The 15,739-nt window shown below is 66.1% G+C and carries 13 protein-coding genes; 7 read left to right on the forward strand and 6 right to left on the reverse strand.

Annotated features, from left to right (window positions below):
* Positions 1 to 43: 43 nt before the first annotated feature.
* Both ACWA1Q_RS10085 and ACWA1Q_RS10090 read left to right on the forward strand, forming a co-directional pair.
* Complete coding sequence (locus ACWA1Q_RS10085; RefSeq protein WP_463757083.1) at positions 44 to 1,282, forward strand: winged helix-turn-helix domain-containing protein; 1,239 nt, start codon at positions 44 to 46, stop codon at positions 1,280 to 1,282.
* Positions 1,283 to 1,374: 92 nt separating this feature from the next.
* Positions 1,375 to 2,841: a hypothetical protein gene (locus ACWA1Q_RS10090; RefSeq protein ID WP_463757085.1), complete on the forward strand. Its 1,467-nt coding sequence runs from the start codon at positions 1,375 to 1,377 to the stop codon at positions 2,839 to 2,841.
* Positions 2,842 to 2,928: 87 nt separating this feature from the next.
* Here ACWA1Q_RS10090 and ACWA1Q_RS10095 read toward each other — a convergent pair whose 3' ends face one another.
* From ACWA1Q_RS10095 to ACWA1Q_RS10110, 4 genes are all read right to left on the reverse strand, one after another.
* Positions 2,929 to 3,810, reverse strand: coding sequence for a M48 family metalloprotease (locus ACWA1Q_RS10095; protein ID WP_463757087.1), 882 nt, complete (start codon positions 3,808 to 3,810; stop codon positions 2,929 to 2,931).
* Positions 3,811 to 3,880: 70 nt separating this feature from the next.
* Positions 3,881 to 4,447: a LemA family protein gene (locus ACWA1Q_RS10100; protein WP_463757088.1), complete on the reverse strand. Its 567-nt coding sequence runs from the start codon at positions 4,445 to 4,447 to the stop codon at positions 3,881 to 3,883.
* Positions 4,448 to 4,560: 113 nt separating this feature from the next.
* Positions 4,561 to 5,874, reverse strand: coding sequence for a D-arabinono-1,4-lactone oxidase (locus ACWA1Q_RS10105; protein WP_463757090.1), 1,314 nt, complete (start codon positions 5,872 to 5,874; stop codon positions 4,561 to 4,563).
* A complete protein-coding gene (locus ACWA1Q_RS10110; protein WP_463757092.1) occupies positions 5,871 to 7,121 on the reverse strand; it encodes an amino acid deaminase/aldolase in 1,251 nt (416 codons plus the stop codon). The genes ACWA1Q_RS10105 and ACWA1Q_RS10110 overlap by 4 nt, the downstream gene beginning before the upstream one ends.
* 159 nt (positions 7,122 to 7,280) lie before the next feature.
* On the opposite strand from ACWA1Q_RS10110, the gene ACWA1Q_RS10115 reads away from it, so the two are divergent.
* Both ACWA1Q_RS10115 and ACWA1Q_RS10120 read left to right on the forward strand, forming a co-directional pair.
* A complete protein-coding gene (locus ACWA1Q_RS10115; protein WP_463757093.1) occupies positions 7,281 to 9,371 on the forward strand; it encodes a hypothetical protein in 2,091 nt (696 codons plus the stop codon).
* A gap of 42 nt (positions 9,372 to 9,413) precedes the next feature.
* Positions 9,414 to 11,078: a bifunctional 3'-5' exonuclease/DNA polymerase gene (locus ACWA1Q_RS10120; RefSeq protein WP_463757095.1), complete on the forward strand. Its 1,665-nt coding sequence runs from the start codon at positions 9,414 to 9,416 to the stop codon at positions 11,076 to 11,078.
* A 21-nt stretch (positions 11,079 to 11,099) separates the two neighbouring features.
* Here the strand turns inward: ACWA1Q_RS10120 and ACWA1Q_RS10125 are convergent, their stop codons facing one another.
* A complete protein-coding gene (locus tag ACWA1Q_RS10125) occupies positions 11,100 to 11,915 on the reverse strand; it encodes a class I SAM-dependent methyltransferase (RefSeq protein WP_463757097.1) in 816 nt (271 codons plus the stop codon).
* A gap of 28 nt (positions 11,916 to 11,943) precedes the next feature.
* Positions 11,944 to 12,642: an ATP-binding cassette domain-containing protein gene (locus tag ACWA1Q_RS10130; protein ID WP_463757098.1), complete on the reverse strand. Its 699-nt coding sequence runs from the start codon at positions 12,640 to 12,642 to the stop codon at positions 11,944 to 11,946.
* A gap of 54 nt (positions 12,643 to 12,696) precedes the next feature.
* Between ACWA1Q_RS10130 and aztB the strand changes: the two genes are divergently transcribed.
* From aztB to aztC, 3 genes are read left to right on the forward strand one after another with little or no spacing between them, the layout of a single operon-like run.
* Positions 12,697 to 13,581: a zinc ABC transporter permease AztB gene (gene aztB, locus ACWA1Q_RS10135; protein WP_463757100.1), complete on the forward strand. Its 885-nt coding sequence runs from the start codon at positions 12,697 to 12,699 to the stop codon at positions 13,579 to 13,581.
* Positions 13,565 to 14,806: an ABC transporter gene (locus tag ACWA1Q_RS10140; RefSeq protein WP_463757102.1), complete on the forward strand. Its 1,242-nt coding sequence runs from the start codon at positions 13,565 to 13,567 to the stop codon at positions 14,804 to 14,806. The genes aztB and ACWA1Q_RS10140 overlap by 17 nt, the downstream gene beginning before the upstream one ends.
* A gap of 4 nt (positions 14,807 to 14,810) precedes the next feature.
* On the forward strand, positions 14,811 to 15,719 hold the full coding sequence (aztC, locus tag ACWA1Q_RS10145) for a zinc ABC transporter substrate-binding protein AztC (RefSeq protein ID WP_463757103.1): 909 nt from the start codon (positions 14,811 to 14,813) through the stop codon (positions 15,717 to 15,719).
* Positions 15,720 to 15,739 lie beyond the last annotated feature (20 nt).

The raw sequence follows: 15,739 nt of genomic DNA on the forward strand, positions 1-15,739 counted from the left end.
CTATGCCGCAGGGTGTCGGACCCACGCGCTAACGTCTGTCGGTATGACGAACACTGTTTCCCCGGCTCTCGCCCGGCGGATCGCTCTCGCGGCTCAGGGCTTCGGCGTGCCGCGGCACGACAATCCGGGGACTCGCCAGCTGAACGCTCTGATCGACCGGCTGGGTGTTTTACAGATCGATTCGGTCAACGTGTTCGAGCGCAGCCATTACCTTCCCGTTTTCGCGCGGCTCGGAGCTTATGACAAGGCGGCGCTCGACCGGCTCACCTTCGCCCGCTCCGGCCGATACGTTGAGTATTGGGGTCACGAGGCCACGATCATGCCTCGTGAAAGCTGGCCGTTGTTCCGTTGGCGAATGGACGCCTACCGGCAGAAGAGCCTGGCCGACCCCCAGAGCTGGGCGAATGCGAACGCGCCTTTCCTGCAGTCGTTGCGTGACGAGCTGGCTGCGAACGGTCCGATGCCCGCGAGCGACATCGAGCATGACCAGAACAAACGGGTGGGTCCGTGGTGGGGGTGGTCAGACGTCAAGATCGGGTTGGAGACCCTGTTCCGCTGGGGTGAGATCGTCTCCGCTGGCCGCTCCGGTTTCGAACGGCGGTACGCTCTCCCGGAACAGGTGCTGCCGAGCGAGGTTCTCGACCGTCAGGTCCTCCGGCCGGATGCCGTCCGTGAGCTGGTCCGCCGGGCTGCCGTCTCATCGGGAATCGGAACTCTCGACGACCTCGCCGATTACTATCGGTTGCCTGCCTCAGACGCTCGGATAGCAGTGCGCGATCTGGAGGACGCCGGCGAGCTTCTCCCCGTCACAGTTCCGGGATGGATGCGGGGGTCCCAGCCGCGCGAGGCCTGGCTTCACCGCGACGCCCGCCGCCCGCGCCGCATCGAGGCATCCGCGCTCCTCTCCCCGTTCGACCCGGTCGTCTGGGCGCGGAACCGCGCGCTTCGGATGTTCGACTTTCACTACCGGATCGAGATTTACACACCGAAACACAAGCGGGTACATGGGTACTACGTGCTCCCGGTCCTTCTCGATGATCACCTGTCGGCCCGCCTCGACCTCAAGAATGACCGGGCCGCCCGAACGCTGCGGGTGCAGGCGGCATGGGCGGAACCCGGAGCCCCGTCGGACGCCGTGGAGCGGGTCGCGGCGCTCGTCCGAGACGCCGCCGCGTGGCAGCAGAACGACCGCATCACGGTGTCCGGTCGGGGGACCCTTGCGCGCGAGCTTGCCGGCGCTCTGGGAGTGACGCCAGACGCCGATGGGCAGAACTACCCATAGATCCGCGCGTTTCCGGGCTTCCCGCGCCCACGGACGGGGGACGTTCAATGCTAGGTTTGCATCGATCACGCTCGACGAAGGGGACTACTTACATGGCCACGGACGATAAGACACCAGACCCGAACAATCCGGAGGGAACGGTGCCTGAGGGCGGTTCTACCGACGTGACACAGCCGGGTACGCCTGACCAGCAGGCCTACACCCAGGGAGCTGCTTACTCGCAGGGCGCGTACGTCCAGGACCCGAACGCCGCACAGAACCCGTATGGCCAGTCCCCCGCGCAGAACCCGTACACCCAGGGCCAGCCGCAGACCGGCGGCAACCAGGGCGCTCAGGCGGCCGGTGCATACACGCAGGGCGCATACACGCAGGGTGCGTACACCCCCGGCGCTCCGCAGGACGCCTACAGCCAGGCACCGCAGCAGGGCGCGTACACGCCGGGCGCTCAGCAGCCCGGAGCGTACGACCAGGGTGCCCAGCAGCCCGGTTACCCGCAGGGCGCCCAGCAGCCCGGTTACCCGCAGGGCGCGACCCCCGCCGGTTACCCGCCCGCGGCTCAGCGGACCCCGATGGACCCGAAGAAAAAGAAGAAGATCATCCTCATCTCGGCGATTGCCGCTGGTCTGGTGCTTCTGCTCATCATCGGTTCGATCGTCATCAACGTGGTTGGGAGCACGCAGTACGGCCCCGAGGCCAAGGTCAAGGCGTACCTGAGCGCCATCAGCAATGGAAACGCCTCTGAAGCCAACAAGCTCGTCGAGCCTGGCGTTGGCAAGGATGGCGGCGCTCTCCTGACCAACGACGTTCTCAAGGAGTCGAAGGCTCTCATGAAGAACGCGAAGGTTACCGACGTTCAGACCCGTGGCGACGCCGCGCGCGTCGAAATCTCCTACAGCATCGACGGAACGGCATACGACGGCTCGATCGACCTGTCAAAGGACGGCAAGCAGGCCGTCTTCTTCGACAACTGGAAGATCGACAAGCCGCTGCTCGGCGCGGTCTACGTGTACTCGAACCAGGGCACCTCGGTATCGATCAACGGCAAGGATGTCGACTTCGGCAAGGAATACGAGATGGCTGCCTACCCGGCTGCCTACGAGGTCGGCGCGCCGAAGAGCGACTTCTTCGAAGCTGAACCCCAGACGTTCATCGCGGCGACAGGCTCTAAGGCGAGCTACGACTCGGTCGAACTCGAAATGACGCCGACGGACGCTCTCACCGAAGGCATCCAGAAGCAGGTCAACGCGTTCCTCGACACCTGCGCCAAGGAGACCACTCCGAACCCCGAGGACTGCAACCTTCGCAGTAACTACTACATCAACTTCAGCGGTGAGCCGAAGTTCGCGTACAAGGTCGTCAAGTACCCGGTGATCACGCTGAACGACACCGGCACCCGGTTCGAAGCCGAGGACGGACAGGTCTCGGCTACGGCCACCGGCGAGCTCTCTTACCCGGGTGGCCAGGGAACCGGCACCTACACCTGGGATGACTGGGGAATCTCCGGGAACGTCGTCATCGATGGTGACAAGGTCACGGTCGAAGACCTCAGCGGTTACTAAACACTCAGGACCTGCCCCGTCGGCAGGACCACAAAAGCGGAGCGGGCCTTCTGGCCCGCTCCGCTTTCTCGTTCCACCGGCGGCAGGCTAGAAACCGCCACCGATCTTGCGGAGACGGGCGACACGTTCCTCGATCGGCGGGTGCGTGGCGAAGAGGCGGGCGACGGCGCCCGGCTTCAGCGGGTCCGCAATCCAGAGGTGGGCCATCGACGAGTTCTGCCGCCGCATCGGCCGGCCGTAGGCCTGCAGCTTCAACAGGGCGCTCGCGAGGGCATCCGGATGCCGCGTGGTCATCGCACCCGTCGCGTCCGCCAGGTACTCACGCTGGCGTGAGACGGCGAGCTGGACCATGCTGGCGAGGAGCGGGGCGATGATCATCGCGACGAGACCGAAGACCAGAACGATGGGGCTTCCTCCGTTGTTGTTGCGGTTCCCCCCACCGAACCAGGCCATGCGGAGGAACATGTCCGCGAGGAAGCCGACCGCGACGACGAGTCCGAAGACGATCATCGACACCCGGATGTCGTAGTTGCGCACGTGGCCCATCTCGTGGGCCATCACGCCCTCGAGTTCGGAGTCCGTGAGAATGTCGAGCAGCCCGGTCGTCGCGGCGACGGAGGCGTGCTGCGGGTCGCGCCCGGTAGCGAACGCGTTGGGCGCGGGATCGTCGATGAGGTAGACCTTCGGCATCGGCATGCCCGTCGTGATGGCGAGGTTCTCGACGACGCGGTACAGGCGCGGGTTGTCGCGCTTCTCGATCTCCCGTCCGCCGCTGACGGCCAGGGTCTGGCTCGCGGCGAAGTAGTACTGGAAGATCGCGTACAGGGTGGCGCCGACGATGGTGAAGATGACGATCGTCGGGCTGTTGTAGATGTACCCGGCCAGGGCTCCGAGCCCGCCAATGATGAGCAGGAAGAACGCGATGATCACCACCGTGTTGATTTTGTTCCGGCGGATGGCCCTGTACATTCAACGTCCTTTCGGGTGAGACAGCAAAGGCCCGGGCGCAACCAGCGCGCCCGAGCCCATCACAGAAATATTAGAACTGCACGCGTGGCGGTTCAGCGATCGCCGCGTTGTCGGTGACCTCGAAGAAGTCACGCTCGCTGAAGCCGAGGTTCTTCGCGATGAGGTTGTTGGGGAAGATCTTGATCTTGGTGTTGAGCTCGCGGACACCACCGTTGTAGAAGCGGCGTGAGGCCTGGATCTTGTCTTCGGTGTCGACGAGTTCGCCCTGCAGCTGGAGGTAGTTCTGGCTCGCCTGCAACTGCGGGTATGCCTCAGCAACGGCGAAGATCGACTTGAGTGCCTGCTGCATGTGGTTTTCTGCCGCTGACGCCTCTGCCGGGCCCTGCGCGCCGAGGGTTTCAGCGCGGGCGCGCGTCACGTTCTCGAACACCGCTCGTTCGTGGGCAGCGTAGCCCTTGACCGATTCGATGAGGTTCGGGATCAGGTCAGCACGTCGTTTGAGCTGGACGGTGATGTCGCTCCACGCCTCATCCACCCGCACGTTGAGCGATACCAGGGAGTTGTACGTCACCCAGAAGTAGATACCGACGATGACCGCCAGTGCGACGATGATGAGTACCGGAATGAGCCATTCCATTGCGAGAGCTCCCTAAGTTTGCGTGCTGTGCGTGCGGTTGATCGGCTTCAGTCTACAAGTGAGCACAGACGGCCTCCCGTGGGCGGCGGTTGTCTCAAGGCAAATGCTCGGCCTCAGGGCCCGAGCACGCGGTTCAGGTAGGTGTTGGTGAGGAGCCTGCGGGGGTCGAGGCGGTCGCGGGCCGCGAGGAAATCGTCGAAGCGCGGGTACAGTCCCCGCAGCGACGCGGAATCCAGAGTGTGCATCTTGCCCCAGTGCGGCCGACCGCCGAGGCCCAGGAGGATTTCCTCCACCGCCTGGAAGTAGCGAGCAGGGTTCTCGTGCACGTAGCGGTGAACGGCGATGTATCCGGTAGCGCGCTCGTACGCCGTCGACAGCCACAGGTCATCCGCAGCGGCGAATCGGACTTCGATGGGAAAGCTGATCCGCCAGCGCTTCCTGGCGATCAGGGCCTCGATTTCACGCACGGCCGCTTCGACGTTCTCTGCCGGAAGCGCGTACTCCATTTCCCGAAAGCGCACCGTGCGCTTCGTCGTGAAGACCCGGTGCGAGATGTCGGTGAAGCTGCGGTTGCCGGTCAGTTTCTCGACGAGCCGGTTCACCGGGGGGATCACCGGGGGCAAGACTGTCCCGGCGAAGCACGTCGCCCGGTAGAGACCGTTGGCGAGGAGGGTGTCATCGACCCAGCGTTTGAGGACCGGTAGCGGTTTGCGCCGTGTGGTGAGCGGCAGTCGCGTATTGGTCTTGGTCAGAGCCGTCGACGTGTGCGGGAACCAGAAGAATTCGAAATGATCGACGGATGCCGCGCGCTCTGCCACCGTGTCGAGAACGTCCTCGAGGGGTTCCGATCGTTCGACCGCCTCGATCAGGAATCGGGGAACGCAAGCGATTGTGACCTCCGCGAGAATGCCGAGGGCGCCGAGACCGAGCACGACGGCGGGAAGCAACTCGGAATTGTCGTCCTCGTCGATGCGCATGATCTCGCCGTCGCCGGTGATCAGGGTAACCCCGCGAATCTGAGTGGCGAGCCCCCCGAATCCGGCTCCTGTTCCGTGGGTGCCGGTCGAGATCGCTCCGCTGATGCTCTGCCGGTCGATGTCGCCGAGATTCGTCATGGCGAGCCCGTACGGTGCAAGCAGTCGCGGGATCTCGTGGAGCCGAGTCCCCGCATAGAAGGACGCCCGGCCATCCGCTGTTGGCCGGCCGATCATTCCCGAGAGGTCGTCAAGCGCGAGCTGAACACCGGTCGTCACGGCGATGCCGGTGAACGAGTGGCCCGCGCCGACCGCCTTGATCGGGATACCGGACCCCGCGGCCGCGCGAACGGCGCGCTGCACCGCCGCCGTCGATCGTGGGCGTTCAACCCGCAACGGTGTTGCGTGCTCGGTTCGGGCCCAGTTTCGCCAGACCGCTCCGGTCGCTGTCACAGAAATGCCTTTCCTTCGCCGCGGTATGTGGTCAGCTGATCGACGACCCGATCCCCGTCCACCACCGCGAACTCGTTGATCCGTTCACTCAGTTCACCGGACTTCGCGTGGCGAAGCCAGACCCGGTCCCCGGTTTGCAGTGCTGCAGCACCGTTCCCGTGCACCGGCGTCTGCACTTCGCCCGCCATCTCGCGTCTCACGAAATGGAGGTCAGCCGGCCAGGCGAGTTGCGGCATCCGATCGTCGCCAGGGGGCCCGGATGCCACCCATCCCCCACCGAGAATGACCGCCATCGTTGGCGTCGGTTTTCGAACGACGGACAGGGCAAAGGATGCCGCAGGGGCCGGGTGGAACGAACGGTAGAGATCGAACAGGTGCCCGCCGAGGATCCCGCTGCCCGCGGCGACTTCGGTGACCGAGTCGTCCTGGGATGTCGTCTCGAGCGAACCGGTGCCGCCCCCGTTGACGAATTCCAGTTCCGCCACGTTCCTGACGCTCTCGACCGCGCGCCCCCGTCGTTCGGTGAGCTCGGGAACCGACCGGCGCTTGATCCAGCTCTTCGACTTCGACCAGGCGGCCGCCGGGCTGTCCCGGTCCCCGAGGCCGGCGATTTGCGCCTCATACGCCATCATCCCGACCAGCCGGAATTTTGGCCGACTGTCGACCGTCTGGGCAAGCTCAGCGGCGTCCTCCGGCGTGCGAAGCGGCGAGCGCCAGACGCCGACGTGCCCGACCGGCACCCGTGAACTCCAGGAGACATCGAGTTCGATGCAGAGACGCAGGGTCTCGCGCTGGTTGGGTGCGATGCACGCATCGATGAAGTCGAGGTGCTCGACCGAGTCGACCATGAGGGTGACCCGGGCTGCGGCGACGGGATCCGACGCAAGCTGGCGGATGGCTGCGGCATCGGCGGTCGGGTAGCCAACAACGACGTCGTCGACCGTCGCGGCGAGCCAGAGCGCCTCTGGAAGTGTGAAGGCGAGGACGCCCGCATACCCATCGGTGGCGAGCAGCGATTCGGTCAGCCCACGAATACGGATCGATTTGCTCGCGACCCGAATCGGCTTTCCTGCCGCGCGACGGACAAGGTCGTGAGTATTGAAACGCAGGGCTCCGAGTTCGAGAACTCCGAGGGGACTTTCCAGACCCTCGGTGGCCGTCGCAAGCGATGCCCAGTATCGAGCCGGATCGAGCCATGGAGCCGGAGTCTGGTCGGCAGTACCGACAGCAGAGAGCACGACCGCCATCGGAACTCCTCTCGTCCCTCTCCACGTTAGCGGTTTCCGCGGGCCCGATACTGGCTCGGGCGGCTGTGAAAGACCCCCAAACGGGCGTGGCGGTTTGACTTCGGTCGAGGCGCCATCGTAAATGGAAACACGGTGGGGATTCTCAGTTCTGCGCGACACATGGGGGGCCGGTCGGCGCTGCTGACCCGGCGAAGTTCGCGCGCGCTCGTGACTCTCGCCGTGGCATCCGTCGCGGTTCTCCTCGCTCTCGGACTTCCGACTGTGGCACACGCTGCACCGGAAACTCCTCCGCCGTCGCTCGTCGCACCCGGGCCAACGATCACCTCCCCCACGAGCGGCGCGTTCCTCGGCTCGGCGAGCACCGTGATCACGGGTACCAAGGCCGCAGGGTCTGAGGTCCAGATCCTCGCCGGGGCGTCGCGCACCAATGTCTGCACGGTGAGAGGCGAGAGTACGTCGTTCTCCTGTTCCGTTTCGCGGCTGCCGAGCGGTCCGGACATCCCCCTCATCGCCGTCCAGTTGGTTGACGGAGACGACGATCTCCGGTCCGAGCCTGTGACGCTGGACGTCCTCGCCCCTCCCGCGATCAGCGGGAGCGAGGGGATGTTGACCAACGGCTTCATGCAGGGCCGCGGGTACCCGAACGCGACCATCACCCTGACGATCGGCGGCGGCTCGAGCTGGAGGTTCCCCGCCGGACCTGACGGGAACTGGGCGTACGTGCTTCCCCGCTCGGTCGGCAGCGGAACGTACGCCGTCTCAGCCACCCAGTCGACACCGTTCAGCGCGCCGAATACATCCAACCCCAGCGCCCCACTCACCATTCGTCTCGACGCGGAGCCACCGGAAGCGCCGACCATGACCGCTCCCCGCGGCGGAAGTACCGTGCCGGCGACGGGCGCCGTGTACTCGGGCACCGGCGAAAACGGCTCGACCGTCGAGGTGTTCGCAGTGACCTCGGCCGGGCGCGACCTCCAGCTGTGTTCCACCGCTGTCTCCGGGGGCATCTGGAGCTGCTCGGGCTCCTCCCTGCCGCCTGGTTCGGCCAGGATCACCGCGTTCCAGACGGATGCTGCCGGTAACGTTGGCCCCGGAAGCGCTCCTCGCGCACTCACGGTCACCGCGCCGCCCACCGGAAAACCCGACCCGGCTCCCACCAGGGATGCCGACGACGCGACTCCGGCAAATCCTGCAGCCCCGGTCGATCCCCCAGCGGCCTCGCCCGAACCGAGCGAGACCACCCCGGCTCCGCCCGGAGCGGCATCCCCTCCACCTCCGACAGGCCCGTGGGAGGCCGTCACGCCGTTCACCACCGGAGTTCCCTCCGCTCTCGGTACCGGTGACCCGTCGTGGCTTCGGGCCCTCGTCCTCGCCGTGCTTGCCGTGCTGTTGCTGCTCGTTCCCGCCCGGATGCTCGCCACCACGGTCGGCGCCCGCCGCGTCGCGGCTTCACCCATCAGCGTCACCGGACGCAACCGACTTCCGACGCACGACGACCCGGCCCCGATAGCGCCCGCACCAGGAGCGCTGGTGACCGCGATTTCGCTCGTGGTCATCGCGGGTGGCATTATCCTCTTCGCCAACCCGGTGCATGGCCAGCCTGAGTACCTGCGCGTCTTCCTCGCTTCGGTGATCGCGATAGCGCTCCTCAACGTGTCTGCGACGCTCATCCCGAAGTCCCTCGCACCTCGACTGGGCATCGGTTCAGCGCATGTCCGCCTGTTCCCGAGGTTCCTCCTGACTGTCGCCGCCGTTGCGCTCCTCTCACGGATTCTTGATCTTCAGCCGGCGCTCCTGTTCGGCGTGGTCTTCACCGTCAGCGCGCTGGCGGGAACGCGCGCTGCCCGCGGTGCTCTCGCCGGCATCCGGATTGCCACCCTCTTCGTCTTTGGCCTCGTGGCGTGGCTGGCGTCAACTCTGCTCGGCGCACCCTCGGGATTCGTCGACACCCTTCTCACCGAGGTGGCGAACATCGCCGCAGTGGCCGGAATCGGGTCGGCCGCGATTCTGCTGGTACCGCTCGGAAGGCTCGACGGCCGCGCCCTGCTGGTCTGGTCACGGCCGATCTGGTTCGCGACGGCGTTCGTGGTACTCACCGTGCTATTCGCCCTCCTCGCCCCCGTTGTCGACGTCTGGCAAACCAACAGTGCTGTTCTGGTGGGATTCCTCATCCTTCTCGCATTCGGGGCTCTGGGACTCTCGCTGTGGATCTGGCGCCGGGTCGTTCAGCCGCACCTCAGCGCGGACTGAGCTGCGGCGGTCGATGTCGGCGGTTGCCGGGAGAATGGGGTGGTGTTCATTGTTCTCACCGGCTCCCCCCGCAGTCGGGTCGCCCTCACCGAGGTAGAGCAGAACGGAACCGTTGCGGCGCCCGTTGTCCTTCGTCCGGGTGGTCTCGCCCAGGCCGTGGCCGAACGCGAGCCGGCGCGCCCGCGCTGGGTGTGGGCAGACACCACTCTCTGGTATCCGGTGCTTCTCGAATCCGGTGTGCGGGTCGAGCGGTCCCATGACCTGCGGCTCGCGCACCGGGTACTCCGGTTATCGGATGCCACACGCGGCACCTTGCTTCGCGACGCAGCCCCGAATGCGTGGGATGAAGCTCCCGTTCCCGCCGCCGACAACGTCAACACCCTGTTCGACGATCACAGCGCCGAACAGGGCGCAGATGCCGTGGCCGAATTCCTCCTGCAGAGAAAGACCCTCGACGAGGTAGCAGTGCGCGATGCCGCCCGTGCGTCTCGATTGCACCTGCTTCTCGCTGCGGAGTCCTGTGGGGCGCTCATCGCGGAGGAGATGCGATTCGCGGGCATGCCATGGCGGGCAGAGGTGCACTCCGCAAAACTGGCTGAACTGCTGGGACCGCGTCCGCAATTCGGCGGAAGACCCGGCAAGCTCGAGGCTCTCGCCGAACGAATCCGTTCGGCACTCGACGCCCCGGACCTCAACCCCGACTCCCAGCCGGATCTCCTCCGCGCGCTCCGACGGTCGGGCCTTCCCGTCAACGGAACGAGCAAATGGGAGTTACGCGAGTTGCGGCATCCGGCAATCGAACCTCTCCTCGAGTATAAGAAGGGCGCTCGGCTGCTCTCGGCGAACGGCTGGGCATGGATGGACGCGTGGGTGCGCAACGGCCGGTTCCATCCTGAATACGTCGTCGGCGGGGTCGTCACCGGTCGCTGGGCGACACGTGGCGGAGGCGCCCTCCAGCTGCCGTCCGAGATCCGCGGCGCGGTGATGGCCGATGACGGGTGGTCCCTCGTCGTGGCGGATGCCGCGCAACTGGAACCACGGATCATCGCGGCGATGTCGCGCGATGAGGCGATGGCCGAGGCTGGCCGAAAGAAGGACCTGTACCAGGGACTTGTCGACGCGGGCGTTGTCGATACCCGTGCGCACGCAAAGATGGCCATGCTCGGTGCGCTCTACGGTGCGACGAGCGGTGAGAGCGCCCGCCTCATGCCCCGGCTGACCCGCGCGTTTCCCCGCGCCATCGGGCTGGTTGAGGCGGCTGCCCGCACGGGCGAGCGCGGCGAACAGGTCAGCACGTGGCTCGGCCGAAGTTCTCCCCTTCCCGGCGACGACTGGCAGGGTGCCGACGCGGTGCCGTCAACGGATGCCCCGGCGACGGACGGCCGGGCGGCCAGGCAGGCGGCCCGTGACTGGGGGCGGTTCACCCGCAACTTCGTCGCTCAGGGCACCGCTGCAGAGTGGGCGATGTGCTGGATGGCGGGGCTCCGGCAACGGCTCAGCGTACTCGGCGAGAAGGGCGCGCAACCGCACCTCGTCCTCTTCCTGCACGATGAAGTGATGGTTCACACGCCAGCGCATCTTGCGGATGCCGTCAGTACCGCGATCGTCGATGCGGCGAACGACGTCGGAAAACTGCTGTTCGGAACGTTTCCTGTCGACTTCGCACTCTCAGTCGCCACTGTCTCGAGTTATGACCAGGCGAAATAACGTGCGGGCCGTTCCGAGCTCCTAGTCGAGGCGCGCGATCATCTGGACCGGCGCGAGAATTCCGGCGATCATGGCCTCGAGAAGGTTCTTCATCCGAAGCGGACCGTCCGGGCCAATCACGAGGTGCATTCCCAGCGGCGGCGGCGCACCAGTCGATCGTCGACTCGCGAAGTCGATACCTTTCGAGCGAAGCTTGCGGGTGAGTTCGACCGAGAATCCTGTTGCCTCGAGTGCGTGCCGGTAGGCATCCGGCGTTGCGGGGAACGAGATATCGGCGGATGCCGCCCACGGCAGCGGGAAGGCCGGCTCGCCATCGCCGATCCTCATGATGTCGTACACCGCCAGGACGCCTCCAGGCCGGAGAACGCGAGCGGCCTGCATCACCAGTGCGTCTTTGTTGGGGATGTTCATGCCCACGTGGAGCACCGTCGCGACGTCGAATTCGTCGTCGGCGAAAGGCAGTGCGAGCGCGCTCCCCTCGACGAACGCAACGCTCTCACTGAGTCCGGTGCGAGCGGTGAGGCTCGTCGCTGTCTGCACGAATTCCGGAGTGAGGTCGATTCCGACGACCGTCGCACCATGGTGATGCGCGAAGAACCGCGCGGGCCCACCGATTCCCGACCCGATGTCGAGCACGGAACACCCTCGCGTGATTCCCGCGGCGCCAACGAGATCACGTGTGGCCTGGGCACCGCCCACGTGAAACTGGTCTACCCCGTGGAGGGCATCCGGGTCGAGGCGCTCCGGATCCAGGCCGCTGTCGCGGATCGCGTCGAGGATTCGCTCCTCGAGCTCCGGGTTGCCGTAATGACGGGAAACGGCGTTTTCGATCGTCATGTCCGATCCTTTGCCGAGGGCGAAAAGCTTACGCCCGGGAGGTGTGCGCCGTCAGGGGCTGCTCAGGGTGTTGCTGGCCGTGTCGCGCCGGGGCGACGAACACGGTTCCGCTGCTCACGTGCAGCCTGCGTGCGGATGCGAAAACGTGGTTCCTGTCGTGGCTCACCAGGACAACGGCGGCACCGCGCCTCCTCTCGTTGGAGATGCACGCTGAGAGAAGCTCAATGGCCCCGTCGTCGAGACCGGTCGTCGGCTCGTCAAGGAGAAGGATGTCTGCGCACTGCGCCAGGCCCTGGCCGAGGAGCGCCCGTTGCCGTTGCCCTCCGGAGAGCTCACCGAGCCGCCGCCCCTCCAGGCCGGTCAGGCCAACCGCCTCGACGCATCTCACGGTGACGGAGCGATCCTCAGCTCGTGAACGTTTCCTCGGCCCGAACCACCGCCCCATGCCGACGACATCCGCGACAGTCAGGGGCAGGGAATCGACCGCTTCGCTGCGCTGTGGCACGAGAGCGCGGCGGACGCCAGGTGCCACCCTGAGCTCCCCCTCGGCGAGGGCGTGGAGCCCGGCGAGAACCGATAGGAGAGTGGATTTTCCGCTTCCGTTCGCTCCGGTGACCACGGTCAGTGATCCGCGCCGGATGGGGAAATTCACGTGATCGAGGAGGGTTCTTCCCTCGCGTTCGATGCGCGCGGCGGTCAGGACAACGAGGTCAGGGGAGGCGGTCATAGTCTCGACTGTAGCAATTGATAATCATTATCGTTAACGCTAGGGTTTCGAACCATGTCCTGGTTCACCGATCCCTTCAGCGTCGAATTCATGCAGCGGGCGCTGCTCGGCGGCATTCTCGTGGCAATGATCTGCGGCGTCGTCGGCGTCTGGGTTGTTCTGCGAGGCATGGCGTTCCTGGGCGAAGCGATGGCCCACGGCATGCTGCCCGGGGTCGCGGTCGCCACGTTGATCGGAGCCCCGGTTCTCGCTGGGGCGGTGCTCAGCGCCGTTGTGATGAGCGCGGGCATCGGTTTCATCCGGCGCTCGGGCCGCCTCTCACACGACACAAGCATCGGCCTCCTGTTCGTGGGGATGCTCGCGCTCGGTGTCATCGTGATTTCGCACTCGGGCAGCTTCGCCACGGACGCAACCGCGGTGTTGTTCGGCGACGTGCTCGCGATCTCGTGGCCGGAAATCGCGACGCTCGGCATCGCCCTTTCGATCACCCTCATCGTCGCCACGGTGTTCCACCGCGCGTTCGTCGCCCTCGCGTTCGATGAGCGGGTGGCGCGCATGCTCGGTCTGCGCCCTCATCTCGCCCAGGTGATGCTCGTCGGCCTGGTGACGATCGCGGTCGTCGCGTCGTACCAGGCCGTGGGCTCACTCCTCGTCGTGGGCCTGCTGCTCGCCCCCGCCGTGGCCGCGGGCCGCTGGACGACGAGGATCGTGCCGACCATGATGCTCGCGGCTGCTGTCGGGGCAGGCGCTGTCGTCGCCGGCCTGTTGGTCTCCTGGCACACCGGAACTGCTGCGGGCGCGTCTATCGCCGCCGCCGCGGTCGGCACCGCGTTCCTGTCCGCTGCGCTTCGCAGCGCGTTATCCGCGTCTTGGCTCCCCTCCCCTGCACCTGATCGCCCCGCCCTCACCCTGAAAGATGCTGTTGCTTCCTCGAATTAACCGAATCGTCCCCGTCGTCCTTCTCAGTTCACTCGCTCTCTCGGCCTGCTCGGAACCCGGCCCGCAGGCGGCTTCCCCCGCTCCCACGAGCGATGTTGGAGACGGTCACGGGTACATCGCCGGCGCAGAAGAAGTTGCGGAGCCACCGCTTCATCTCCTCACGCTGGGAGCCGACGGCTCCGTCGACCAGATGGACCTGCTCGACGAGAGCTGGGACGACATCGGAGCGATCGGAAGGGTCACCGGCTCGACCACAGACGGACGCTTCGTCTTTGCCTCCGACTCGGACAGCGGAACGGTCACGGTCGTGGACAGTGGCATGTGGACCCGGAATCACGAGGATCACTTCCACTATTACCGGGCGTCACCGCGAGTCGTCGGAACGGTCGACGGCGAGGGCCCGGCGACGGTGAGTCCGGGCAGTACCGCGACGGGGCTGTTCTATCCCGAAACCGGAGTCGCTGTGCTCCTCGACAACACCGCGCTCGGGAATGGCGAGATCGTCGAACGCGCCCGTGTGCAACTCGACCCGCACGACGGTTCCCTCGTACAGCTGGGGTCAGGTGCGCTCGTGACGACGGTGGATGCCGCTGGCACGGCATCCGGGGTCGAGGCACTGGACGCGGACGGACACGCGATCGACGGTGCGTCCGCCGCGTGCGCAGAGGCCGGCGCCCCGGTCACGACGTCGGTCGGTGTGGCTTTTCCCTGCACCGACGGTGCGCTGCTTGCCTCGACGAGCGCTGACGGCATCCGATTCGAGCACATTGGTTACCCGGAGTCTGCGGCACCTGCCGCCCCGTCGTTTGCCGCACGAAAGGGCCGCCCGAGTGTCGCTGGCCTCGCGGGCGGCGCGGGCGTCTGGCTGCTCGATACCCGCGAGCGCAGCCTCCTCCTGATTCCGACGGAGACGCAGCTGCTTCAGGTGGTTGCCGTCGACGACGAGGAGGGGCACCTGCTGGGGCTGACCGCCGACGGTCGCGTCACCGTGATCTCCGCGGCGGATGGGTCCACCCTGGCGACGACAGAACCGCTCCTTCCCGAGACGATCGCCGACCCGGCGCTGCTGGCGTCGGTCGGACTCGTGGTCGACCAGCAACGCGCGTATCTCAACGCCCCTTCGGAGCAGCGACTCTACGAAATCGACTTCGCCGATTCGGCGCGGATCGCGAGGACCTTCCCAACCCGGGGCATCCCGCTGTTCCTCGCAGAAACGGGACGGTGACCCGATGGCATCCCGCTTTCTTGCCACCGTATGCGCTTGTGCTGTGCTGCTCGGCGCCGCCGGTTGTGCTCCCATTCCCTCGGATCGCCCCCTCGTCGTCGTCACCACCAACATCCTCGGCGACGTCGTCTCGAACATCGCCGGCGACGAGGTCGACGTGTTGACCCTGATGAAGCCGAACGCCGACCCCCATTCCTTCGAGATCTCGGCCAGGGAGGCGGCGCGGCTTCACGATGCCGACCTCGTCGTCTCGAATGGCCTGGGTCTTGAGGAGGGCCTGCAGAAGCACCTCGACAGCGCATCGGCTGGCGGCGTTCCGACACTGGTTGCCGGTGACCACATCGACGTTCTGGATTACTCGGTCGGCGATGCCGCGGGCATGCCGGACTCCCATTTCTGGACGGACCCGAAGCGTATGATCGACGTCGTCCGTGCCCTGACGACCGCGATGTCACGTATCGACAGCGCCGACTCGGCAACCATCGAAGCGAACGCCGACGGGTATCTCGCAGCGCTGGCAGAGCTCGATGCACAGATGACGGCCGAATTCGCAGCCATCCCCGAGTCGAGCCGCGCGCTGGTCACGAACCACCATGTCTTCGGCTACCTCGCTCAGCGGTTCGGCTTTCGGGTGATCGGGGCGATCATCCCCGGCGGAACGACCCTTGCCGCTCCGAGCGCTTCAGACCTCCGCGACCTCGTGTCCGCGGTGACCGAGGCGGGAGTACGAACCATTTTTGCGGAGTCCTCGCAACCCGACCGCCTTGCCCAGGTGCTTGCCGATGAGGCGGGCGTCGACGTCTCGGTCGTCGAGTTGTACACCGAATCTCTCACCAAACCGGGCGAGGGTGCGGACTCCTACCTGACCATGATGCGCATCAACACTGAGCGCATCGCCACCGGGCTCTCGTGATCGAGAGCCACAACAGAAAG

Source organism: Mycetocola sp. TRD_SC_2, assembly GCF_055361225.1.

Excerpts from the sequence above, each read along its gene's own strand:
- ACWA1Q_RS10130 (WP_463757098.1), bottom strand. The coding sequence starts at position 12,642 with ATGACCGCCTCCCCTGACCTCGTTGTCCTGACCGCCGCGCGCATCGAA.
- ACWA1Q_RS10100 (WP_463757088.1), bottom strand. The coding sequence starts at position 4,447 with ATGGAATGGCTCATTCCGGTACTCATCATCGTCGCACTGGCGGTCATC.
- aztC (WP_463757103.1), top strand. The coding sequence starts at position 14,811 with ATGGCATCCCGCTTTCTTGCCACCGTATGCGCTTGTGCTGTGCTGCTC.
- ACWA1Q_RS10110 (WP_463757092.1), bottom strand. The coding sequence starts at position 7,121 with ATGGCGGTCGTGCTCTCTGCTGTCGGTACTGCCGACCAGACTCCGGCT.
- ACWA1Q_RS10125 (WP_463757097.1), bottom strand. The coding sequence starts at position 11,915 with ATGACGATCGAAAACGCCGTTTCCCGTCATTACGGCAACCCGGAGCTC.
- ACWA1Q_RS10115 (WP_463757093.1), top strand. The coding sequence starts at position 7,281 with ATGGGGGGCCGGTCGGCGCTGCTGACCCGGCGAAGTTCGCGCGCGCTC.
- ACWA1Q_RS10090 (WP_463757085.1), top strand. The coding sequence starts at position 1,375 with ATGGCCACGGACGATAAGACACCAGACCCGAACAATCCGGAGGGAACG.
- ACWA1Q_RS10095 (WP_463757087.1), bottom strand. The coding sequence starts at position 3,810 with ATGTACAGGGCCATCCGCCGGAACAAAATCAACACGGTGGTGATCATC.
- ACWA1Q_RS10085 (WP_463757083.1), top strand. The coding sequence starts at position 44 with ATGACGAACACTGTTTCCCCGGCTCTCGCCCGGCGGATCGCTCTCGCG.
- aztB (WP_463757100.1), top strand. The coding sequence starts at position 12,697 with ATGTCCTGGTTCACCGATCCCTTCAGCGTCGAATTCATGCAGCGGGCG.